Here is a 21,840-nt window from a genome sequence, read left to right as displayed (position 1 = left end):
CTTCATGGACGCAACCAATGAGCGATTCCCTTCACACCCACAAACCCGAGGCTGGTCACGATCACGATCACGATCACGATCACGATCACGATCACAGCCACAAGCTGCAGCCTGTGCAGAAGCATAAGCATGGCGGGCATGGAGACTCTTGCTGTTCCTCAAAAGTGGCAGCGCCTTCGCTGATCAAGTTGAGCGACAAGCCGACTGACGGCGCACGGTTGAGCAGTTTTCGCATCGACGCGATGGATTGCCCGACGGAGCAGACGCTGATCCAGAACAAACTGGGCAAGCTCGCGGGTGTGCAGCAACTGGAATTCAACCTGATCAATCGGGTCCTGGGCGTGACCCATGACCTGCCGAGCACTGCGCCGATTATCGAGGCGATCAAGTCGCTGGGCATGGTGGCCGAACCGATGGAGCAGGGCAGCGAAGCGCCAGCACCGATCCCCGAGAAAAAACACTGGTGGCCCCTGGCGATGTCCGGCGTGGGTGCGCTGGCTGCAGAAGTGATCCACTTCACCGACGCCGCACCGATTTGGGTGGTGGCCATCATCGCACTGATTTCGATCCTCAGTGGCGGCCTCACCACTTACAAGAAAGGCTGGATCGCACTCAAGAACCTCAATCTGAACATCAATGCGCTGATGAGCATCGCTGTGACCGGTGCGATCCTGATTGGACAATGGCCGGAAGCGGCGATGGTGATGTTTCTATTCACCGTGGCCGAATTGATCGAAGCCAAATCCCTGGACCGGGCGCGCAACGCCATTGGCGGCCTGATGCAGATGACCCCGGAACAGGCGACGGTGCAGCAAGCCGACGGCAGTTGGGTCGAGCAAGACGTCAAGACCATCGAACTCGGTGTGCGCGTGCGGGTGCGTCCCGGCGAGCGGATTGGCCTGGACGGTGAAGTGGTGTCGGGCAGTTCGACCATCGATCAGGCGCCGATCACCGGCGAAAGCCTGCCGATCGAGAAGACCGTGGGCGATAAAGTCTTCGCCGGCACCATCAACCAGGCGGGCTCGCTGGAATACACCGTGACCGCTGCGGCCAATAACTCGACCCTGGCGCGGATCATCCACGCCGTGGAGCAGGCCCAGGGCGCGAGAGCACCGACCCAGCGCTTCGTCGATCAGTTCTCGAAAATCTATACCCCTGCGGTATTCCTGCTGGCCCTCGCCGTCGCCGTGATTCCGCCGCTGTTCATGGGCGCCGTCTGGTTCGACTGGATCTACCGGGCGCTGGTGTTGCTGGTCGTCGCTTGCCCCTGCGCGTTGGTGATTTCCACCCCGGTGACCATCGTCAGCGGCCTCGCGGCCGCGGCGCGCAAAGGCATCCTGGTGAAGGGCGGTGTTTACCTGGAGGGCGGTTACAAGCTCGATTACCTGGCGCTGGACAAGACCGGCACCATCACCCACGGCAAACCGGTGCAGACCGATTATTTGTCGCTTGATCCCACCGCTGACGGTACCGCCCCGGCGATTGCGGCAGCCCTGGCCGGCCGCTCGGATCACCCGGTGTCGTTGGCCATCGCCAATGCGGCTGTGGATAAACAATCTGTGTCGCTCGTTGTGGATAACTTCGAAGCGTTGGCCGGTCGCGGTGTTCGCGGTGAGATCAATGGTCAGGTCTACCACCTGGGCAACCATCGCCTGGTGGAAGATCTTGGCCTGTGTTCGCCAGCGCTGGAAGAGAAGCTGTTCGCGCTGGAAAAACAAGGCAAGTCCGTGGTGTTGTTGCTCGACACGTCCGGCCCGCTGGCGCTGTTTGCCGTGGCCGATACGGTGAAAGAATCCAGCCGCGAAGCGATCCAGCAACTGCACGACCTGGGCATCAAAACCCTGATGCTGACCGGCGACAACGTCCACACGGCTCAGGCGATTGCTGCACAAGTCGGCATCGACGAGGCCAAGGGCGATCTGCTGCCGACCGACAAGCTGCAAGCCATCGAGGCGCTTTATGCACAGGGTCATCGCGTCGGCATGGTCGGCGACGGCATCAACGATGCGCCGGCGCTGGCCCGGGCCGAGATCGGTTTCGCCATGGCGGCGGCCGGCACCGATACCGCTATCGAGACCGCCGATGTCGCCCTGATGGACGACGATCTGCGCAAGATCCCTGCGTTCATTCGTCTGTCGCGGCAGACGTCGAGTATCCTCAAACAGAACATCGCCCTCGCGTTGGTCATCAAGGCGATCTTTCTTGGGGTAACCTTCGCCGGGATCGCCACCATGTGGATGGCGGTGTTTGCCGACATGGGCGTGAGCCTGTTGGTGGTGTTCAACGGTTTGCGCCTGCTGCGCAAATAAGCGATGAGGAACGGGTGTGCTGAGTGCCGAGCTGAAGGCGTTTTACATGGTGGCCCGACTGGGCAGCATCACCTTGGCGGCAAAAAAGCTCGGCCTGAGCCAGCCTACGGTGACCACGCAGATCCGTAATCTGGAAAGCCAGTACTCGGTGGAGCTGTTCTACCGTGGCGGCCGCCGCCTCAGCGTCAGCGATGAAGGCGCGCGGTTGCTGCCGATGGTCAAGGCGCTGTTGCAGCAGGAAGCCGACATCGAGTTTTTCCTGCGCAACAGCGGTCAGGTCCAGGGCACGCTGCGCATCGCCGCCACCGCGCCGTATTACATCCTCGACCTGGTGAAGACCTTTCGCGAGCGCTTGCCGCAGGTGGAAGTGTCGGTGGAGATCGGTAACTCCCAGCAAGTGCTCGAAGCGCTGGAGGATTACAGGGTGGATGTCGCGGCGTCGTCGCAGTTGCTCGACGATGCGCGGCTGATTCGCCGGGTGCTCGGCAGCGATCCGCTGGTGCTGGCGGTGCATCGCAATCATCCGCTGGCGGTGCATGATCACGTGACGTTGAGTGCGCTGGCCGGGCATACGTTGCTGATGCGCGAGTCGGGTTCTACGACTCGGCGATTGACCGAAGAGTTACTGGCCAGCGCCGGGGTGAGTTTCGGGCCGTTGCTGGAGATTGGCAGCCGTGAATCGATTCGCGAGGCGGTGCTGCGTAACATCGGCATCAGCATCATTGCCCGGCAGGAAGTGCCGCATGACCCGCAACTGCGGGTGCTGACGATTGAGAATGCACCGCAGATTCCGGAGTATTTGTACTGCCTGAAGGAACGCAAAGGCGCGCGGTTGCCGGCGGCGTTTCTGGGGTTGGCGCAGGAAATGGCGCCGGCATAGACCCCCGTGGCGAGGGGATTTATCCCCGTTCGGCTGCGCAGCAGTCGCAGATTTTAGGGCCGCTTCGCTGCCCAACGGGGATAAATCCCCTCGCCACGGGTTACTCACTGCTCTTTCAATCAACCCAAATCCCCGAATACCACTATCAGCCGTTTTTGCCTCACTGCCACATGACCGACGCATTACAAACCTAGGATGGCTCTCATCTGCTTGATGAGGTCCGTCCATGAACCACTCGATCACAACTGCCCTGACCAACCCCGGCGCGCCGATGAAAGTGCGCGGCGTGCAGAAACGCTTTGGTGCCTTCACCGCGCTGGACAATGTTTCCCTCGACGTCGCCGCCGGTGAGCTGGTGTGTCTGCTGGGCCCGTCGGGCTGTGGCAAAACCACCTTGCTGCGCTGCATCGCCGGTCTGGAGAAACAGGACAGCGGCGAGTTGTACCTCGGCGATCGCGACGTTTCCCACTTGGCACCCCAGGCGCGGGACTACGGCATTCTCTTCCAGTCCTACGCGCTGTTCCCCAATCTCACCGTCGAAGCGAACATTGCCTACGGCCTCGCTGGCAGTGGTCGCGATGAAGTGCGAAAACGCGTGGGTCAGATGCTGGAACTGGTCGGCCTGACCGGCAGCGAGAAAAAATACCCCGGCCAATTGTCTGGCGGCCAACAGCAGCGTGTGGCACTGGCTCGGGCATTGGCGCCAGCGCCGTCCTTGTTGTTGCTCGACGAACCCATGTCGGCCCTCGACGCCCGGGTTCGCGAGCATCTGTGCACCGAACTGCGCCAATTGCAGCGCAACCTCGGCGTCACCACCCTGATGGTCACGCACAATCAGGACGAGGCCATGCTGATGGCCGACCGCATCGCCGTGATGAACAACGGCAAGGTCGAGCAGTACGCCACGCCGCAGGAAATCTACGACCGCCCGGCCACACCGTTTGTGGCGGAGTTTGTCGGCCAGGGCAACTGGCTGCCATTCAGCCGCAGCAGCGACAGCCACGCCCAGGTCGGCGGAATGAGCATGCGCCTGGTGGATGGCAGCGCCAAAACCACGTCGGGCCGTCTGTTCTGCCGCCCGGAGGCGATCAACGTCAACCCGCCGGTACACGAAGAAAACCTGTTTCCGGCCAAGGTTCGCGAAATCACCTTCCTCGGCAACCGCTGCCGCATGAGCTTCGAACTCGATCAACTGCCCGGCCACGCCTTGCTGGCGGAACTGGCACCGGAAGCCATGCCGCGTCTTGGCGCGCAGCAGATCATGGTCGCCTTGCCGCCACGCAGCCTGCAGGTGTTTGCCTGATGAGCGCGAACATCGCGCTGCCGATACCGCACAAGCAGGTTCGGCAGACCTCCCGTGCCGAGATCGGCGACCGGGTGTTCGTGGTCGGTGGCAAAGTCCTTTTATTGGTGTTGCTTGGCATCGCGGTGTTGATGCCGTTGCTGGCGATCTTCTGGCGCGGTTTCAGCTCGGAAGCGGGGCAGGGTGGCGGCCTGGTCGCGGCTCGTGAACTGGTGACCAGTGCGAACTTCCACTGGTTGCTGGGCAACAGTTTGAAAGTGTCCCTCAGCGTCGCGGCGATTGTCGTACCGCTGGCCTACCTGTTTGCCTACGCGCTGCAACGCACGTTGATTCCCGGCAAAGGCATCTGGCGCGGGATGTCGCTGCTGCCCTTGATGGCGCCGTCGATGTTGCCGGGGATTGCGCTGGTTTATCTGTTCGGCAACCAGGGCATGCTGCGCGGTTTGCTCTCGGACAATATCTACGGCTTCTGGGGCATCGTTCTGGGCGAGGTCATCTACACCTTCCCACACGCCTTGATGATTCTTCTGTCGGCGCTTTCCCTGGCGGATGCGCGACTGTTCGATGCCGCCTCCAGTATGGGCGCCAGTCCGGCAAGGGCCTTTCGCAGCATTACTTGGCCGGCAACGCGTCAGGCCGTGTTCGCGGCGTTTTGTCTGGTGTTCACCCTGACCATCACTGACTTCGGCGTGCCCGTGGTGGTCGGTGGCGATTATCAAGTGCTGGCGCTGGAGGCCTACAAAGCGGTGGTCGGCCAGCAGCAATTCGGTCGCGGCGCTTTGATCGGTATGGTTCTGTTACTGCCGGCACTATTCAGTTTCGGGGTCGATGCCTGGTTGCGTCGACGTCACGGCGATTCCATGAGCGGCCGGGCTCAGGTGTTTCAACCGGCACCGTCGAAGCTGCGGGACGGTTGCTACCTGGTCATCGTGCTGCTGATCTGCGCGGTGTTGCTGCTGGTGTTCGGCATGGCGGTGTTCTCCTCACTGGTGAAATTCTGGCCGTACAACCTGTCGCTGTCGCTCAACCACTACCAGTTCAACGACACCGCGGGCGGTGGTTGGCTGGCCTACGGCAACAGCGTGAAGATGGCCTTGGGCACGGCGTTGATCGGCAGCGTGCTGATTTTCACCGGCGCCTACCTGATGGAAAAAACCAAGGGCCAGCGCGGACTGAACCTGACCCTGCGCATGCTCAGTTTCGTACCGATGGCGGTGCCAGGTCTGGTGCTGGGCCTGGGTTACGTTTTTTTCTTCAACCTCAGCGGCAACCCGCTGCATGTGCTCTACGGGACCATGACCCTGCTGGTGGTCTGCACCATTGCTCACTATTTGACCACCGCGCAAATGACCGCGACCACGGCGCTGCGCCAGCTCGACGCCGAGTTCGAAGCCGCCGCACTGTCGCTCAAGGCGCCGCTGTATCGGCACTACCTGCGGGTCACCGTGCCCATCTGCCTGCCGGCGCTGCTGGACATCGTGCGCTACCTGTTCGTCTCGGCCATGACCACCGTCTCGGCGGCGATCTTCCTCTACAGCCCCGACACCATCCTCGCGGCGGTGGCGGTGCTGAACATGGACGATGCCGGCAACGTCGGCGGCGCGGCGGCGATGTCGACCCTGATTCTCTTTACCTCGGCGGGCGTGTCCCTGCTGCTGGCCTGGGCTTCGCGCGGGTTGCTGCGCCGCTCTCAGGCCTGGCGGCAGACCGCGCCTGGCAATTGATTCCCCATCCCGCAAACCTCAACTCAAAACAGGAAAAGATCATGTTCAAGCCCCTGGCCCTGGCCGCTGCTGTCCTCACCGCTTTCAGCCTGAACGCCTTCGCGGCGCCAACCGAGTTGACGGTGTACACCGCCCTCGAAGCCGAGCAACTGAAGACCTACAAAGAAGCCTTCGAAAAAGCCAACCCGGACATCGAGATTAAGTGGGTGCGCGATTCCACCGGGATCATCACCGCCAAACTGCTGGCCGAAAAAGCCCGTCCACAGGCTGACGCAGTCTGGGGCCTAGCGGCCTCGAGCCTGGCGATTCTCGATCAGCAAGGCATGCTGCAAAGCTATGCGCCGAAAGACCTGGGCAAGATCGGCGGCAACTACCGCGACGCGGCCAACCCGCCCGCCTGGGTCGGCATGGACGTCTGGGCCGCGACCATTTGCTTCAACACGGTCGAAGCCGAAAAGCAGGGTTTGACCAAACCGGTGAGCTGGCAGGACCTGACCAAGCCTGAGTACAAAGGCAAAATCGTGATGCCCAACCCGGCCTCGTCCGGCACCGGCTTCCTCGACGTCAGCGCCTGGCTGCAGACCTTCGGCGAGAAGCAGGGCTGGCAGTACATGGACGACCTGCACCAGAACATCGGCCAGTACGTTCACTCCGGTTCCAAGCCTTGCAAACTGGCGGCGGCGGGAGAGTTTCCGATCGGCATTTCCTTCGAATACCCGGCTGTTCAGTTGAAGCGCCAGGGCGCACCGCTGGACATCATCCTGCCGAAGGAAGGCCTGGGCTGGGAGATCGAAGCGACCGCTGTGATCAAGGGCACACCGCATGAAGACGCCGCGAAGAAACTGGCTGACTTCTCGGCCAGCCCGGCGGCGATGGAGCTTTATAAGGAAAACTTCGCGGTGCTCGCGCAGCCGGGGATCGCCAAGCCGCAGACCGAATTGCCGGCGGATTATGAGCAACGTCTGATCAAGAACGACTTTGCCTGGGCGTCGAAGCATCGCGACGAGATCCTGACCGAGTGGCGCAAGCGGTATGACGGCAAGTCCGAGAAAGTGGCTGCCAAGTAAGATCTCTATCGGCTGACAGGGCCCCATCGCTGGCAAGCCAGCTCCCACAGGGATTCAGGGTGAACACAGGTTTTGTGAACACCAGAGACCCTGTGGGAGCTGGCTTGCCAGCGATGGCGGCTTTGAATTCAGGACAAATCCACATGACACAACACAACGACATGCTGATCGTAGGCGCCGGCATTCTCGGCCTGTCCCACGCCTACGCCGCCGCCAGGCGCGGTCTCAAAGTCGCGGTTTTCGAACGTAGCGAAACCCCCTTGGGCGCCTCGGTCCGCAATTTCGGCCAAGCCCTCGTCACCGGCCAACCCCCGGGCCCGATGCTCGAACTGGCCAGGGCCAGCCGCGACATCTGGGGCCAATGGGCACAACGGGCCGGCTTGCAACTCAAGCGCAACGGCTCGTACCTGTTCGCCCGCACCGAAGCCGAAGAACACCTGCTCGAAGCTTTCTGCACCGGCCGCGCCGTGGAACACGGTTACCGCGTCGACCTGCTGCGCGGTGCTGCTTTACGCGATCTCTACGGTGGCCAGTTCCGCCATCACCGCGCCGCGTTGCACGGCCTGGACGATCAACAACTGTATTCCCGCGAAGCGATTGCGGCGTTGATCGACTACCTGCGCCGCGAACTCGGCGTCGAGTTTCACTTCTCCACCCTGGTGCGCGACATCGAACCGGGTCGCCTGCACAGCACCGCCGGCACCTTCAGCGCCGAGCAGATCATCGTCTGCTCCGGCCACGACTATCAGACCTTGCTGGCCGAGCCGATCGCCGCGCTCAACCCGCAAATCTGCCGCCTGCAAATGCTCCGCGCCCGACCGCAGATCAACCTCAATCTGCAACACGCATTGCTCACCGGGTTAAGTTGCGTGCACTACGGCGCCTTCGCCGATCTGCCGGAAGCGGCGGCGGTGCAGGCGCAAATCCTGCGCGAGGAACTGCACCTGCATGAAAACGGCATCCACCTGCTGATCAGCCCGACGCCTTATGGTGAATTGATCATCGGCGACTCCCACCATTACGGCCGCGATCCATCGCCGTTCAATGCCGAGCAAGTGGATAACTGGATGATCGAACTCGCTGAACAAACCCTCGGCTGCAAGGTGCAAGTGGTCGAACGCTGGCAGGGTGTCTATGGTTCACGAGGGCCGGCGCCGTTCTCGTTCCTGCGGCCGATGCCCGGTGTGAGCGTGGCGCTGATGCACACCGGCGTCGGCATGAGCGTCGGGCCGGCGATGGCCGAACGCAATGTCGCTCAATTGTTGGGGGAAGGCTGATGGTGCGTCATGAACGAGTAATCGCTGAGGTGTTCGGTTTGTACGAGCGCTTTGGCGACAGCGATTACATCGGCGAGCCGGTGTCGCAGATCGAACACATGTCCCAGGCGGCCGAACTGGCCATGGCCGAAGGCTTTGATGATGAAGTGGTGTTGGCCGCGTTCTTCCACGACATCGGGCATATCTGCGGCGAGAGCGCCGAGAACATGGGCGGCTTCGGCGTGGTCAGCCACGAGCGTCTGGGCGCCGATTACTTGCGTCGTGCAGGTTTCAGCGAGCGCCTGGCGCGGCTGGTGGAATACCACGTTCAGGCCAAGCGTTATCTGACGCTCAAAGAGCCCGGGTACTACGAACGATTGAGCGAAGCCAGCCGCCGGACCCTGGAATATCAAGGCGGGGTGATGACGGCTGCCGAGGCTGAAGCCTTCGAACAGGACCCATTGTGCAAAGTCAGTTTGCGCATGCGGCAGTGGGATGAGTTGGCCAAGGAGCAGTGGGTGCCGGTGATGGATCTCGAGGTGTTGAAGCGCAAGGCAGTGAACCTCTTGTCCGGCGAGTCGCGTTGAGTTGTCTCACAGGTAATAGCGAAACGGCGGATCGATTACCTTGCGGCAACAGCTCAGTCTGGGCTTTTCGCAAGGAAGTGCACGGATGCGTTATTTGGAAGTGATTGCACAGGATCGAAGCGGGGCAGGGGCGGCGGATACGGTTCGTTTCCGGTTTCATGAAGAGGAGCAAATGCCGCGTGAGGCGACAGAGACTGACCGGCAGCGCCTCAAGGCTTTGGGTAACACCTATTTGAAGTGTGCCTGGTTCAACAGCGGTGAAGGCGAGGCGCGTCACTTGCGCATCTTCTCGCAGAATCCATCCGCAGACAGCACGCCTGAAACGGTGCGCCTGCATTTTCATGAAGGGCCAGTGATTGCCTATAAAGCCGCCGTCCGTGATCTGGATAACGACGGGGTGTTCGAGCTGATATTGGCTTCGGATGTGGACAATGACGGGCGGGCGGATCGCACGGATCGCAACCGGGTCAGGGCGCTGGTGCGGGAGTTCTTGAAGATCAGCGCATGACCGCGAAACCGAGTCGCAGCCATCGCTAGCAGGCTAGCTCCCACAGGGGAACGCATTCCAACTGTGGGAGCGAGCCTGCTCGCGATGAGGTCAGCCCAGGCACCACAATCACCAGGGTTTATAGCTGCTGCGCCAACGCCTCTATCTGCTCCTGCCGCTCCGCCTGACTCAACTTCGCCTGCGGATTCAGTGACGACCACTGCGGATGCGCCCGGGCCTTGTTCAGGGCTTCGGGCAGTTTGCCTTCGCGCCAGGTCTTGTCCTGCGGCGTGGCCACCTGGATGCTGTCCATCGCCGCATGCCCGCGCACGTTCAACGCTTGCAGCAACTGCCGCTGACGCAGGGCCAACAGCCGCAACACGCTGTCGTCGACCGTCAATTCTCGCTGGCCCTTGATCTTGCCCATCAGCCGGCTGCCATAACTGCGCGCGGTTTGCAGGGCGCCGCCAGCAATCGCACCGGCCAGCGCCGCTGCGCCAAGGGTCAGGCCGCCCACCAGCAAGTCGACCCCGGCACCGGCGGCCGCACCGGCAGCGATACCGCCACCGACTCGAACACCCAATTGCTTGAGGGTTTCCGGGTTGAACAAATCATCGCCCCAACGGCCATCGAGCAGCGGCAGATCACTGGCCGCCGCGTCCTGTGGGCGGAAGGCATAAAGCTTGAGCAAGCCTTCAACGCAACGCTGCTCCCGTTGGCGAACGGCTTTGCGCAGCTCGTTGATGGCCTGCTGTTCCTGTTCCGCATCGCTGACCACACTGCGCCGGCACGCGGCGCAATCGATCAGCAACTCGGCAATCAACCGCGCCGCACTTTGCTGACGGGCCAGGCGTTGAGCCTGTTGATCGGCGATCAGGCGCTCCAGTTGTTCGCGGGAGTTTTCCAGCAACAGGGCGAGGCTTTCATAGAGGCGACGCTCGCCATCCTCGGGCGGTGCAACGCTGTCGAAACGCACCAGGGCATGCAGGCCCAAGCGTGCCAGGGCTTCACGCCAATCCGGCTCGCGATGGTTGGCGCTACTGACGAAATTCAGTACCGGCAGCAGTGGTTTGCCGCAACTGGCCAGCACTTCCAGTTCGTCGCGGTACTTGGCCAGAACCGGCTCCCGGGCATCGATCACATACAGGCCGGCGTCCGAGGCGAGCAATTGCCGCAGCACTTTGGCTTCCTGTTCAAAGCGCTGGCGGGCTTCGCTGCCTTCGAGGAATCGGGCCAGCCGTGCCGGGCCGTCGAGGCGTTCGCCGGGACGTTCCAGGCGTTCGAGATAGTCGAGCAGGGCGATGGCGTCTTCAAGGCCAGGCGTGTCGTAGAGATCGAGCAACGGCTCGCCGTCCACCGACAACCGCGCGCCTTCGACGTGGCGGGTGGTGCTGGGGCGATGGGACACTTCGCCGAAACCGACATCCCGGGTGAGGGTGCGCAGCAACGAGGTTTTGCCGACGTTGGTGTGGCCGACCACGGCCAGCTTCAAGGGCGCTTTCCAGGCATTAGTCATGGCCGGTCTCCAGCCAGTTCACAGGCACGCAATCGGCGAACGGCAGGTCCAGCTGTTGCAGCGCCACGTGCCAGTCGCCGAGGCGTTCGGCATCCAGTGCTTCGCCGGGCGGCGCTTGCAGCAGCCAGACCCGAGTGGCGGCGGCATTGCGCGCCAGTTCGGCGATCAGGGCCAGGCTGCCACGGTCCGGTGAGCGACGCGGATCGCAGGCAATCGCCAGGCGTGCCGGAGGGAAACGACTCAACTGTTCGAGCAGTTTGTTGCGCGATTCGCGACTGTCGAGGATGCCGGCGTTGTTCACGGTTTTCGGCAGTTGCGGCGGCCACGGGCGTTGATCGTCCAGCTCGATGGCCACCAGCAACGCGCCGTCGCTTTGCTGCTCACTGACGCCGCTTTCGACACGATGCAGTTGCGCAGGCGCGGCATCGCTGATGCCGAGGCGTTCGCTGGTGGGCATCAGGCGTTCGCGCAGTTGGGCATAACCGGGCAGGTTCAAATCCAGGCGCAACGCGGCTTGGCCGGAGGTCCAGCGCCAGCGGCAGAACAGCGCCAGCAGCAGACGCGGCAACACGCCGTAGACCAGCAACACGCCGACCAGCCATGCGGCCCAGGCCTGACGGGCGCTTTCGATGTTCAGCGCAGCATCGCCACTGGCGCGGATCATCTCCACGCTCGGTACGCTGAAACCGAGCAACGCCGGCAGCGCGCCGAGAGCCTGGGTCATGGCGACGAAGGTGTCGCCGCGCAGAATGGTGGTTTCCCAGACAAAGCCGTAGCGCCGGGTCGCCATCAACGTCAGCAAGATTGCCAGGGCGCTGAGCATCGCCAGCAACCACAAGCCGTTGACCAGCGCGCCGATCGCCCAGCGATTGAGTTTGCGTCGCTGCAATAACAGCAGCAGGGCCGGCGCCAGTTGCGCGGCTTTGGCATCGCGAGCGAGTTTTTCGCTGAGCCACAGCCACAAGCGTCCGAGGCTGGCGCCGTGTTCACCGGCAAACACCAGGCCCAATGCCCAGCTCAACAGCAGAATCAGATTGAGCCCCAGCAGACTGCCCAGGGCCCAGAACACATTCACCGGTGTCTGGCCGTCACCCAGCGCGGCGAATGCCAGGCCCGCGCCACTGACGATGGCCAGCACTGCCATGACGATCAGCGCCAGTCGCGCGCCTTGCAGCCAATGTTTGAGGGCGTCGGCCAAGCCGTCGCGTTCGGCCAGCCACCCCGCCCGACGCTGAATCCGCGTCGGCAGGTCTCCGCCGGCGCTGCGGGCCAGTCGGTTGGCTTCCAGATCATCCAGGGGGCCGGCGTGTTCTTCACGCAGGCGCACCGTCTCGGTCAGCCAGAGGTTTTGCAGTGGAGTCAGTTCAGTCACGCAGCATCCCGTCGCTCAATTGAGCTGTGAGCATAACCGCTGTGGCGCTTATCGGGGTACGGGAGGCTCTGGTATCCTCGCCGGCATGACTAAATCACTCCCCCTCAGCCTGATCGCAGCCCTCGGTGAAAACCGTGTGATCGGCGTCGACAACAGCATGCCCTGGCACTTGCCGGGGGACTTCAAATACTTCAAGGCCACCACCCTCGGCAAGCCGATCATCATGGGTCGCAAGACCTGGGATTCCCTCGGTCGTCCCCTGCCGGGCCGGTTGAACATCGTGGTCAGCCGTCAGGCGGACCTGGTGCTGGAAGGCGCGGAAGTTTATCCGTCGCTGGAGGCGGCCGTGGTTCGCGCGCAGGAATGGGCGAACGAGCAGGGCGTCGATGAGGTGATGTTGATTGGCGGGGCGCAGTTATATGCGCAGGGGTTGGCGCAGGCGGATCGGCTGTATTTGACGCGCGTGGCGTTGAGCCCGGAAGGGGACGCGTGGTTTCCGGAGTTTGATTTGACGCAGTGGACATTGGTGTCCAACACCCCGAATCCGGCCGAAGGCGACAAACCAGCGTACAACTTTGAAGTTTGGGAAAAGGCCTGAAAGCATCGCCAGCAGGCTGGCTCCCACAGTGGGTTTGAGGTGAAACACAGATTGTGTGAACACCCCAAATCCCTGTGGGAGCCAGCCTGCTGGCGATGAGGCCAGATCAGACGCTGAAGAATTTAAGCGTGCGCCAACTCCGCATGCTCATCCGCCCCCAGCAGCTCTTTATCCGTCTGCTGCATCATCTGGCTGGTAATCGCCCCCGCCGTAATCGAACCACTCACGTTCAACGCCGTGCGGCCCATATCGATCAGCGGCTCAACCGAAATCAGCAACGCCACCAATGACACCGGCAAGCCCATCGCCGGCAGCACGATCAGCGCAGCAAACGTCGCGCCACCGCCCACGCCCGCCACACCGGCCGAACTCAAGGTCACAATCGCCACCAGCGTCGCGATCCACAGCGGGTCCAGCGGGTTGATGCCGACAGTCGGCGCCACCATCACCGCCAACATCGCCGGGTACAGACCGGCACAGCCGTTCTGGCCAATGGTCGCGCCGAACGACGCGGCGAAACTGGCGATGGACTGCGGGATACCCAGGCGGCTGGTCTGCGCTTCGATGCTCAGCGGAATCGTCGCCGCGCTCGAACGGCTGGTGAACGCAAACGTCAGCACCGGCCAGATCTTGCGAAAGAACCGCAGCGGGTTGATCCCGGCCGCCGACACCAGCAGGCCATGGACCACAAACATCAGGCCCAGGCCGATGTAGGAAACCACCACAAAACTGCCGAGCTTGATGATGTCTTGCAGGTTGGAACCGGCGACCACTTTGGTCATCAGCGCCAGGACGCCGTACGGGGTCAGCTTCATCACCAGGCGCACCAGGCGCATCACCCAGGCTTGCAATGTGTCGATGGCGTTGATCACTTTCTGACCTTTCTCGACATCGTCCTTGAGCAGTTGCAGCGCCGCGACACCGAGGAACGCCGCGAAGATCACTACGCTGATGATCGAGGTTGGCTTGGCGCGAGCGAGGTCGGCGAACGGGTTTTGCGGAATGAACGACAGCAGCAGCTGCGGCACATTCAGGTCGGCAACCTTGCCCGCGTAGTCGTTCTGAATGGTTTGCAGACGGGCCATTTCCTGCGTGCCGGCCACCAGGCCTTCGGCGGTCAGACCGAAGAGGTTGGTCAGGCCGATACCGATCAGCGCCGCGATGGCAGTGGTGAACAGCAGCGTGCCGATGGTCAGGAAGCTGATCTTGCCCAGCGACGAGGCGTTGTGCAGACGGGCCACGGCGCTGAGGATCGAGGCGAACACCAGCGGGATGACGATCATTTGCAGCAACTGCACGTAACCGTTGCCCACCAGATCGAACCAGCCGATCGAGGCTTTCAGCACCGGGTTGCCGGCACCGTAAATCGTGTGCAGCGCCACACCGAACACCACGCCCAACACCAATGCGAGCAGGACTTTTTTAGCTAAGCTCCACGCCGTATGACGGGTTTGCGCCAAGCCAAAGAGCAGGGCGAGGAATACCAGCAGATTGAGGATCAGCGGCAGATTCATGTGAACTCCGAGAGAGACTTGTGCCAGCCACCTTCCGGGGCAGCTGCGAACCGGCAAGCCTAACAGCTTGAAAACTAATGAATTAATATCAAAAAAGTCTGTTAACTGTCGTTTTTGGAATAAGAGGATGTCGTTGTCGGGGATGCAGCTGACGCGGAAGGGACGCGGGCGGTCGTAGGCAGACGGGGACTGTCACACTAATTTGATAGCGTCGATATCTTTGAATCAGGGAGAAATGAAGATGAAGTTCGCACCAAAATTTCTGGTTGCCGCACTCTGTCTTGGCCTCGCCGGCCAGGTACTCGCCACGGATCTAAAGCATTGGCCCGCCGATCAGGCCAAGGCGCTGGACGCGATGATTGCGGCCAACGCCAACAAAGGTAACTACGCGGTGTTCGACATGGACAACACCAGTTACCGTTACGACCTCGAAGAGTCGTTGCTGCCGTACATGGAAAACAAGGGCCTGATCACCCGCGACAAACTCGATCCCTCCCTGAAACTGATCCCGTTCAAGGACACCGCCGACCACAAGGAAAGCCTGTTCAGCTACTACTACCGCCTCTGCGAACTCGACGACATGGTGTGCTATCCATGGGTCGCGCAAGTGTTCTCCGGTTTCACCCTCCAGGAACTCAAAGGCTACGTCGATGAGCTGATGGCTTCGGGCAAACCAGTGCCGGCTACTTATTACGAAGGCGATGTGGTGAAGAACCTCGACGTCAACCCGCCGAAAATCTTCACCGGTCAGAAAGAGCTCTACAACAAGCTGATGGAGAACGGCATCGAGGTCTACGTGATGACCGCCGCCTCCGAAGAGCTGGTGCGCATGGTCGCTTCCGATCCGAAGTACGGCTACAACGTCAAACCGCAAAACGTCATTGGCGTGAGCCTGCTGCTCAAGGACCCCAAGTCCGGCGAACTGACCACAGCGCGCAAGCAAATCACCGCGGGCAAGTATGACGAGAAGGCCAACCTCGGCCTCGAACTGACCCCGTACCTGTGGACCCCTGCAACCTGGATGGCGGGTAAACAAGCGGCGATCCTGACCTATATCGATGAATGGAAAAAACCGGTGCTGGTGGGCGGCGACACTCCGACCAGCGACGGTTTCATGCTGTTCCACAGCGTCGACGTGGCCAAGGGCGGCATCCACTTGTGGGTCAACCGCAAGGACAAATACATGACCCAGATTAACGGCATGATGGCCAAGCACGCCGCGGCTCAGGCCAAGGAAGGGTTACCCGTGACGGCGGACAAGAACTGGGTGATCGTCAAGCCTGAAGAAATTCAGTAAGACCGAGGTGCTTCAATCGCGGGCAAGCCCGCTCCCACAAGGTTTCGGGTGAATCACAGATTGTGTGAACACCCAAGATCCCTGTGGGAGCGGGCTTGCCCGCGATGGGTCCGTCACATCCGACATTGATGTCGACTGGCCCACCGCCTTCGCGAGCAAGCCCGCTCCCACATTTAATCGAGTTCAGTCCAAAAAAATGCCCCGCACTTGGCGGGGCATTTTTTTTGTTTGACGGTTAAGTTTTACAGCCCGTCGAGCATCGCCTTGTTACGCACGGCACCCTTGTCGGCGCTGGTTGCCAGCAGAGCGTAGGCCTTCAGCGCAGTGGTCACTTTACGTGGACGTTTTTCCACAGGCTTCCAGCCTTTCTGATCCTGCTCGGCGCGGCGCCCAGCCATTTCTTCGTCGCTGATCAACAGGTTGATCGAGCGGTTCGGAATGTCGATCAGCACTTTGTCGCCGTCCTGCACCAGACCAATCGCGCCGCCTGCAGCGGCTTCTGGCGAAGCGTGGCCGATGGACAGGCCCGAGGTGCCGCCGGAGAAGCGACCGTCGGTGAGCAGGGCGCAGGCTTTGCCCAAGCCTTTGGATTTCAGGTACGACGTCGGGTAGAGCATTTCCTGCATGCCCGGGCCGCCTTTCGGGCCTTCGTAACGGATGATCACGATGTCGCCGGCTTTTACTTCGTCAGCGAGGATGCCGCGTACGGCGCTGTCCTGGCTTTCGAAGATTTTCGCATTGCCTTCGAACACGTGGATCGACTCGTCGACGCCTGCGGTTTTCACCACGCAACCATCCAGCGCGATGTTGCCGTAGAGAACGGCCAGGCCGCCTTCTTTCGAGTAGGCGTGTTCGACGCTGCGGATGCAGCCGTTTTCACGGTCGTCGTCCAGGGTTTCCCAGCGGGTCGACTGGCTGAACGCGGTCTGCGTCGGGATGCCCGCAGGGCCGGCCTTGAAGAAGTGATGCACGGCTTCGTCGTCGGTCTGGGTGATGTCCCACTTGGCAATGCCTTCGGCCAGGGTTTTGCTGTGCACGGTCGGCAGGTCGGTGTGCAGCAGACCACCACGGGCCAGGGAGCCGAGGATGCTGAAGATCCCGCCGGCACGGTGCACGTCTTCCATGTGGTACTTCTGGATGTTCGGCGCGACTTTGCACAGTTGCGGCACGTGGCGGGAGAGACGGTCGATGTCGCGCAGGTCGAAATCGATCTCGGCTTCCTGGGCGGCGGCCAGCAAATGCAGGATGGTGTTGGTGGAGCCGCCCATGGCGATGTCCAGGGTCATGGCGTTTTCGAACGCCTTGAAGTTGGCAATGTTGCGCGGCAATACCGATTCGTCGTTCTCGCCGTAGTAACGTTTGCACAACTCGACGATGGTGCGACCGGCCTGCAGGAACAGCTGTTCGCGGTCGCTGTGGGTGGCCAGGGTCGAACCGTTGCCCGGCAACGCCAGGCCCAGGGCTTCGACCAGGCAGTTCATCGAGTTGGCGGTGAACATGCCGGAGCACGAACCACAGGTCGGGCAGGCGCTGCGCTCGTACTCAGCGACTTTCTCGTCAGAAGCGCTGGAGTCGGCGGCGATGACCATGGCGTCGACGAGGTCGAGACCGTGGCTGGCCAGTTTGGTCTTGCCGGCTTCCATCGGGCCGCCGGAAACGAAGATCACCGGGATGTTCAGGCGCAGAGACGCCATCAGCATGCCGGGGGTGATCTTGTCGCAGTTGGAAATGCAGACGATGGCGTCGGCGCAGTGGGCGTTGACCATGTACTCGACGGAGTCAGCGATGATCTCGCGGCTCGGCAGCGAATAGAGCATGCCGTCGTGACCCATGGCGATGCCGTCATCCACGGCGATGGTGTTGAATTCTTTCGCTACACCGCCGGCGCGTTCGATTTCGCGGGCGACCAGCTGGCCGAGGTCCTTGAGGTGGACGTGGCCCGGTACGAATTGGGTGAACGAGTTGGCAATGGCGATGATCGGCTTTTTGAAGTCGTCATCTTTCATCCCCGTGGCGCGCCACAGTGCGCGGGCGCCGGCCATGTTGCGGCCATGGGTGGATGTTTTCGAGCGGTAATCAGGCATGAAGCACTCCGGGCGGCTAATCAGGTATCAAAAGGGAAGTGAGCTTCTATTGACGTCTGGAACACCCAGAAATGGCCGTGTGTCCGGAAGTTGCCGATAACTTTGCGGGATCGCCGCGCGCTTCAGCTTGAGCTCATAAACCCGCCGGGGGATGACTGGCGATGAATGTCGCGATTCTACACGGCTGGCGTCAGGAGGGAATGCCGGGAAGCGTTGATCCGGCGCTGACACAACGTGCGGGATGACGACTGGCAGGTTTCAGCCCGGGTTCAGCGCCAGATGCCGTCGTGTAATCAATACATTCAAGCCGAGACCCGTGGCACTCAAAGTCAGGAAGCACAGGGCCAGCGCTGTGGTCAAATCTTCGGAGGCGAGGTTGATCACCACGCTGATCACGCCGCCGGACATGAAAATCAACACGCCGCCGACCGATGTAGAGGTTCCGGCATTCTGTGGGTAGAGACTCATGGCTTTGGAGTTGGCGATGGGTCTGGCAATGGTGGTGCCTGCCGTACAAATCAGCATGGGTATCAGCACCACCGCCGCAGTGAGCCCGAACTGTTCCGCCAACCACAGCATGACCAGCCCGGACAAAGCGATCAGTCCCAGGCCAATGACTATCTGCGTGTTGGCCTGCAGCCGCCGATGCAGGGCGCTGGCGACAATCCCTCCAAACACATAGGCCACGCCATACAGCAGCAACGCCCAGGCAAACTCGTAAGGTGAAAGCGCCAGCCGCTCCATGAAAATGATCGGTGAAGTGACGATGAACGAGAAATGGCAGGCGAAGGCCAAGGCTGAAATCAACCAGTAACCCATGAAACGAACATCCGAGCACACCCGCCAATAGGCACTGAAAATTCGTTCAGGTGTCGGGTTGTGCAGGTGCGAGTTTTCCCTGAGCAGGAAAAAGGCTTTAAGCCAGACAATGACAGCCAGGGTGATAAACACATAAAAGCTGCCCTGCCAGCCCAACTGCAATTGCAACCACGTCCCCAGCAGCGGCGAAATCGAAATGAACACCCCGCCGCCGGTCACCATCCAGATTCTGATTCGCTCCTGTTCCTTGCCAACGAACAGATCCTGAACCAGTGCCTGTGACAGGACGAACGATCCGCAACCCACTGCCTGGATCACCCGAAAGAACAGAAACCAGCTGTACTCGCGGGACGCCACGCACCCCGCCGCACCGATCACCGCGATTGCGATACCGGCCAGTAGCAGCTTCTTGCGCCCCCACAAGTCGGACAGCGGTCCGACCAGCACCACGGACAACGCCAGGCCAATGGCGAACAGGCTGACGGACAGGGCGATATCGGACGGCGAGGTCCGAAAGTAGTCGGAAAGATCGGGAAAGGACGGAAGCACCACATCCAGGGGGAAAACGCCAAGCAGTGTCATGGTCATCAACAGAATGACCATGACACGAAGTTGTGCGACACGGGCTACACGGTTTCTGTCATTCATCGAGAAGCCCTGCCCTGTAGAAAAGTTGCCGATTGGCAGGCAGATCGAAGAAGCCCGCTTTTTTCATGGCGTCCAGCGTGGCACTTGCACCCGATCGGGCGCGCAGGCGCTGTGCTTGCGGGCCGGTCAGATCACAAAGGATTTGCGCGACAGACGTTTCGCTCAGGCTGGCGCTGCACAGGCTTTCGCCAAGCCAGCGTTCATCGACTTCAAAGAAAACCAGCAGGATTTCCAGGAGCAGCCTGGCAGTGAACGTGCGTTGGCCGCAGCTCAGTTGCAACCACAGATAATGGAATACTTCGCAAAAGTAGCGACTGTGCCGTGCCTCGTCGGCAAGGTGGTCCCGAAGCATTTCCTGAACGCTACTGACCAATGTGTCGCGGCAAACGTCGAGCAGTTCCTTGGCAATAATCGTTTCCGAGACGAAGCCGACGAGAAACCACGCCAGTGCCTTGTGCTTGACCGGTGTGCGGTCGATCAGGGCGTTCAGCCGGGCAATCCGCTGGGGCATGACCGGGCGATCAGTCATGCCGTAAATGTCGGCAATCTGCTCGGCGAGGGTGTTGGAGAACAGCGCGTGATAAGCCTCGTCGGTGTAAAGCTGCAGTGCGGCGGTTTTCATCCGAGGGGGGATGGAAATGCCCAGTTCGTTGTGGACGATGGTTTCCACGGATCGGTTGACGATGCGGTGTTCGAGCAGGGTGGTGTAGTCGAGGAAGTACACCAGATGATTGGCGGTCAGGCGATGAACAATCGAACTGCCGGCCGCTTTGACCGCCGGGTGTTTCAGGTAAGGCAAAAAGGATGGCGGAAACCAGTGGCGGGTTTCCAGTTGCCGTCCCAGGTCCGAGGGCAGTTGATAGGCGTGGTCGCTGATGCGCACCGAGGCCCGGGTATTCCAGTCTCCAAGCGTGAAACGATTGGCCCATGAGGCGGGGTAGGACGCAGGGTCGTTGAGGGGCTCGGTCATTGTTCCTGCTCCCGATCGCTCAGCAGCGCTTTCAACTCCTTGCACATCACTTGCCCGTCGCTCTGGCCGCAGCCGACAAAAAACAGTGGTTGCTCTGCACTGTCTTCAAGTCCCAACAGCGCTTCGACCCGATCATCGGTCAAGGCGCCGGTCAGCCAGGTGTTCAACCCCAGCGAAGTGGCCGCCAGTTGAAAGGTCTGAGAAATGTGGCCGGCTTCGACGTAGGCCATTCGGTAGGCCCGTGAGTGCTCGTACTTCCACCACAGCTTGTCGAATCGACTGGTAATGAACAGGCCTGCGGGCAGGTTATTGATGAAGTGTTGCCCGCACATCAATTGCCCCAAAGGCTCTGCGGGCAGCGGATTGACGAAACTCAGTGCGTGCCCGGCGGGGTGGTAGGCGTAGAGGCCGGGTTGCAGGTCGCTGACGTTTTGCGCCAGGAGAAAGCCTTCGCAGGCATTCAGTCCGCCACCGGACGGGCTGCTTCGTCGTGCGCCGAGACCTTCGACGATGCTTTCGTCGATGTCGTTTTCGCGCTCATGCAGATAGCCGAGGGACAGGTACAGCAATGTACTCACTGCTTCGAGGGAAACCGCTTCACCGGTAAACGTGCGGCAGGTTTTGCGATTGACCAAGGCATTTGCCAGGGAGCCTTCCGGCAGGCAGGAAGGTTTTGGCAGGGCAATCAACTCACCTCCCAGGCGTTCCGAGCGCCTGGCTTTCGGCGAGGGTGTGCTCAGCACGTCGGTGCAATGATCAAGGTATTGTTTTGACCACTCATTAATATTTTGCGGGATGTGTTCGCAAGGGATGTTCTTGGTGCCGATATGAAATATTTTCGAGAGTTCGTCCCAGCCCCATTCAATACTGTCTGTTGTTACTGTTGTCAGTATTCCGGCGTTCAGTAGTTGGGTGTCGATTGTATTACGTTCGTTGAACTTTTCCGGGTTGTCGACAAGTTCTGCCAGGCGGGTGGAATATTTGAGGTTCAGTTCAAACTGCTTGTGATTCTTGTAATCCCAAACTATTTGGCCGGGCGTACGAGGAAGTATGAATAAGTGAGGGCTGATCTGCATGATGGGCGTTTCGCTCTGGGCAAGGCCATGGAAAACGCTGGGTAGCCGGCACTCCCCAGCGTCTCATTTACTTAGCGGGTTTTAGGGGCAACCAGAAAAGCCAGGTTGGCGATGCTGTTAACTTCCAGAGTAATTGCTTTCATTTGGAACTCCTTGTAATTGAAAGTGAGTGTCACTTCGTTGTGACACGCTTAATGATAGAGCGTTATGAGCGCTTATCAAGGCGATATTGGGTAGGAAACTTCCAGTAATTTTGTCGGAATGATCAAGGTTGTGAACAAGTTTTGTCAGTCGTATTCTTTAAAGTTAAAGACGCAGAGAAACGTCCTGCAA

At 60.7% G+C, this 21,840-nt stretch carries 17 protein-coding genes; 10 read left to right on the top strand and 7 right to left on the bottom strand.

Annotation, left to right across the window (positions count from 1 at the left end; genetic code table 11):
* Positions 1-17: 17 nt before the first annotated feature.
* From ACA053_RS27700 to ACA053_RS27665, 8 genes are all read left to right on the top strand, one after another.
* Entirely contained in the window at positions 18-2,309 is a 2,292-nt protein-coding gene (locus ACA053_RS27700) for a heavy metal translocating P-type ATPase (protein ID WP_497394135.1), read from the top strand.
* 16 nt (positions 2,310-2,325) lie between these two features.
* Positions 2,326-3,189, top strand: coding sequence for a LysR family transcriptional regulator (locus tag ACA053_RS27695; protein WP_497314329.1), 864 nt, complete (start codon positions 2,326-2,328; stop codon positions 3,187-3,189).
* 226 nt (positions 3,190-3,415) lie between these two features.
* Positions 3,416-4,492: a putative 2-aminoethylphosphonate ABC transporter ATP-binding protein gene (locus tag ACA053_RS27690; RefSeq protein ID WP_109635660.1), complete on the top strand. Its 1,077-nt coding sequence runs from the start codon at positions 3,416-3,418 to the stop codon at positions 4,490-4,492.
* Positions 4,492-6,216: a putative 2-aminoethylphosphonate ABC transporter permease subunit gene (locus ACA053_RS27685; protein WP_497394134.1), complete on the top strand. Its 1,725-nt coding sequence runs from the start codon at positions 4,492-4,494 to the stop codon at positions 6,214-6,216. The genes ACA053_RS27690 and ACA053_RS27685 overlap by 1 nt, the downstream gene beginning before the upstream one ends.
* A gap of 41 nt (positions 6,217-6,257) precedes the next feature.
* Entirely contained in the window at positions 6,258-7,283 is a 1,026-nt protein-coding gene (locus ACA053_RS27680; protein ID WP_109635657.1) for a putative 2-aminoethylphosphonate ABC transporter substrate-binding protein, read from the top strand.
* A gap of 143 nt (positions 7,284-7,426) precedes the next feature.
* Positions 7,427-8,560 (top strand): TIGR03364 family FAD-dependent oxidoreductase, encoded by a 1,134-nt coding sequence (locus tag ACA053_RS27675; RefSeq protein ID WP_497394133.1) that lies wholly within the window; start codon positions 7,427-7,429, stop codon positions 8,558-8,560.
* Positions 8,560-9,126, top strand: coding sequence for a phosphonate degradation HD-domain oxygenase (locus ACA053_RS27670; protein WP_497314322.1), 567 nt, complete (start codon positions 8,560-8,562; stop codon positions 9,124-9,126). The genes ACA053_RS27675 and ACA053_RS27670 overlap by 1 nt, the downstream gene beginning before the upstream one ends.
* 85 nt (positions 9,127-9,211) lie before the next feature.
* On the top strand, positions 9,212-9,634 hold the full coding sequence (locus ACA053_RS27665) for a hypothetical protein (protein ID WP_497394132.1): 423 nt from the start codon (positions 9,212-9,214) through the stop codon (positions 9,632-9,634).
* Between the two features lie 118 nt (positions 9,635-9,752).
* Here the strand turns inward: ACA053_RS27665 and ACA053_RS27660 are convergent, their stop codons facing one another.
* Positions 9,753-11,129 carry a GTPase/DUF3482 domain-containing protein gene (locus ACA053_RS27660; protein ID WP_497394131.1) on the bottom strand — a complete coding sequence of 459 codons (1,377 nt, stop codon included), beginning with the start codon at positions 11,127-11,129 and terminating at the stop codon, positions 9,753-9,755.
* The gene (locus ACA053_RS27655; RefSeq protein ID WP_497394130.1) at positions 11,122-12,501 is read right to left on the bottom strand and encodes a DUF2868 domain-containing protein; all 1,380 of its coding nucleotides are present in this window, start codon (positions 12,499-12,501) and stop codon (positions 11,122-11,124) included. Before ACA053_RS27655 ends, ACA053_RS27660 begins: the two co-directional genes overlap by 8 nt.
* Before the next feature lie 85 nt (positions 12,502-12,586).
* Here ACA053_RS27655 and ACA053_RS27650 point away from each other — a divergent pair, with 85 nt between their 5' ends.
* On the top strand, positions 12,587-13,099 hold the full coding sequence (locus ACA053_RS27650) for a dihydrofolate reductase (RefSeq protein WP_109635646.1): 513 nt from the start codon (positions 12,587-12,589) through the stop codon (positions 13,097-13,099).
* Positions 13,100-13,221: 122 nt separating this feature from the next.
* Here the strand turns inward: ACA053_RS27650 and ACA053_RS27645 are convergent, their stop codons facing one another.
* A complete protein-coding gene (locus ACA053_RS27645; protein ID WP_497314315.1) occupies positions 13,222-14,613 on the bottom strand; it encodes an L-cystine transporter in 1,392 nt (463 codons plus the stop codon).
* Positions 14,614-14,854: 241 nt separating this feature from the next.
* Between ACA053_RS27645 and ACA053_RS27640 the strand changes: the two genes are divergently transcribed.
* Positions 14,855-15,910, top strand: a complete 1,056-nt coding sequence (locus ACA053_RS27640; RefSeq protein WP_497314313.1) for an HAD family hydrolase — start codon at positions 14,855-14,857, stop codon at positions 15,908-15,910.
* Positions 15,911-16,152: 242 nt separating this feature from the next.
* Here ACA053_RS27640 and ilvD read toward each other — a convergent pair whose 3' ends face one another.
* From ilvD to ACA053_RS27620, 4 genes are all read right to left on the bottom strand, one after another.
* A complete protein-coding gene (gene ilvD, locus ACA053_RS27635) occupies positions 16,153-17,994 on the bottom strand; it encodes a dihydroxy-acid dehydratase (RefSeq protein WP_007945541.1) in 1,842 nt (613 codons plus the stop codon).
* A 258-nt stretch (positions 17,995-18,252) separates the two neighbouring features.
* Positions 18,253-19,461: a multidrug effflux MFS transporter gene (locus tag ACA053_RS27630; RefSeq protein ID WP_497394129.1), complete on the bottom strand. Its 1,209-nt coding sequence runs from the start codon at positions 19,459-19,461 to the stop codon at positions 18,253-18,255.
* Positions 19,454-20,431: a diiron oxygenase gene (locus ACA053_RS27625; RefSeq protein WP_497394128.1), complete on the bottom strand. Its 978-nt coding sequence runs from the start codon at positions 20,429-20,431 to the stop codon at positions 19,454-19,456. The genes ACA053_RS27630 and ACA053_RS27625 overlap by 8 nt, the downstream gene beginning before the upstream one ends.
* Entirely contained in the window at positions 20,428-21,507 is a 1,080-nt protein-coding gene (locus ACA053_RS27620) for a SagB family peptide dehydrogenase (protein ID WP_497394126.1), read from the bottom strand. The genes ACA053_RS27625 and ACA053_RS27620 overlap by 4 nt, the downstream gene beginning before the upstream one ends.
* Between the last annotated feature and the right edge of the window lie 333 nt (positions 21,508-21,840).

Source organism: Pseudomonas sp. LBUM1672 (assembly GCF_059695655.1).
The sequence above is the reverse complement of the archived record's forward strand: the minus strand, read 5'-3'. Positions and strand labels throughout refer to the sequence as shown.

What these genes read in the sequence shown, in the direction of transcription:
- ACA053_RS27700 (WP_497394135.1), top strand. Translation starts at nt 18, where the DNA reads ATGAGCGATTCCCTTCACACCCACAAACCCGAGGCTGGTCACGATCAC.
- ACA053_RS27690 (WP_109635660.1), top strand. Translation starts at nt 3,416, where the DNA reads ATGAACCACTCGATCACAACTGCCCTGACCAACCCCGGCGCGCCGATG.
- ACA053_RS27685 (WP_497394134.1), top strand. Translation starts at nt 4,492, where the DNA reads ATGAGCGCGAACATCGCGCTGCCGATACCGCACAAGCAGGTTCGGCAG.
- ACA053_RS27680 (WP_109635657.1), top strand. Translation starts at nt 6,258, where the DNA reads ATGTTCAAGCCCCTGGCCCTGGCCGCTGCTGTCCTCACCGCTTTCAGC.
- ACA053_RS27675 (WP_497394133.1), top strand. Translation starts at nt 7,427, where the DNA reads ATGACACAACACAACGACATGCTGATCGTAGGCGCCGGCATTCTCGGC.
- ACA053_RS27670 (WP_497314322.1), top strand. Translation starts at nt 8,560, where the DNA reads ATGGTGCGTCATGAACGAGTAATCGCTGAGGTGTTCGGTTTGTACGAG.
- ACA053_RS27665 (WP_497394132.1), top strand. Translation starts at nt 9,212, where the DNA reads ATGCGTTATTTGGAAGTGATTGCACAGGATCGAAGCGGGGCAGGGGCG.
- ACA053_RS27660 (WP_497394131.1), bottom strand. Translation starts at nt 11,129, where the DNA reads ATGACTAATGCCTGGAAAGCGCCCTTGAAGCTGGCCGTGGTCGGCCAC.
- ACA053_RS27650 (WP_109635646.1), top strand. Translation starts at nt 12,587, where the DNA reads ATGACTAAATCACTCCCCCTCAGCCTGATCGCAGCCCTCGGTGAAAAC.
- ACA053_RS27645 (WP_497314315.1), bottom strand. Translation starts at nt 14,613, where the DNA reads ATGAATCTGCCGCTGATCCTCAATCTGCTGGTATTCCTCGCCCTGCTC.
- ACA053_RS27640 (WP_497314313.1), top strand. Translation starts at nt 14,855, where the DNA reads ATGAAGTTCGCACCAAAATTTCTGGTTGCCGCACTCTGTCTTGGCCTC.
- ilvD (WP_007945541.1), bottom strand. Translation starts at nt 17,994, where the DNA reads ATGCCTGATTACCGCTCGAAAACATCCACCCATGGCCGCAACATGGCC.
- ACA053_RS27630 (WP_497394129.1), bottom strand. Translation starts at nt 19,461, where the DNA reads ATGAATGACAGAAACCGTGTAGCCCGTGTCGCACAACTTCGTGTCATG.
- ACA053_RS27625 (WP_497394128.1), bottom strand. Translation starts at nt 20,431, where the DNA reads ATGACCGAGCCCCTCAACGACCCTGCGTCCTACCCCGCCTCATGGGCC.
- ACA053_RS27620 (WP_497394126.1), bottom strand. Translation starts at nt 21,507, where the DNA reads ATGCAGATCAGCCCTCACTTATTCATACTTCCTCGTACGCCCGGCCAA.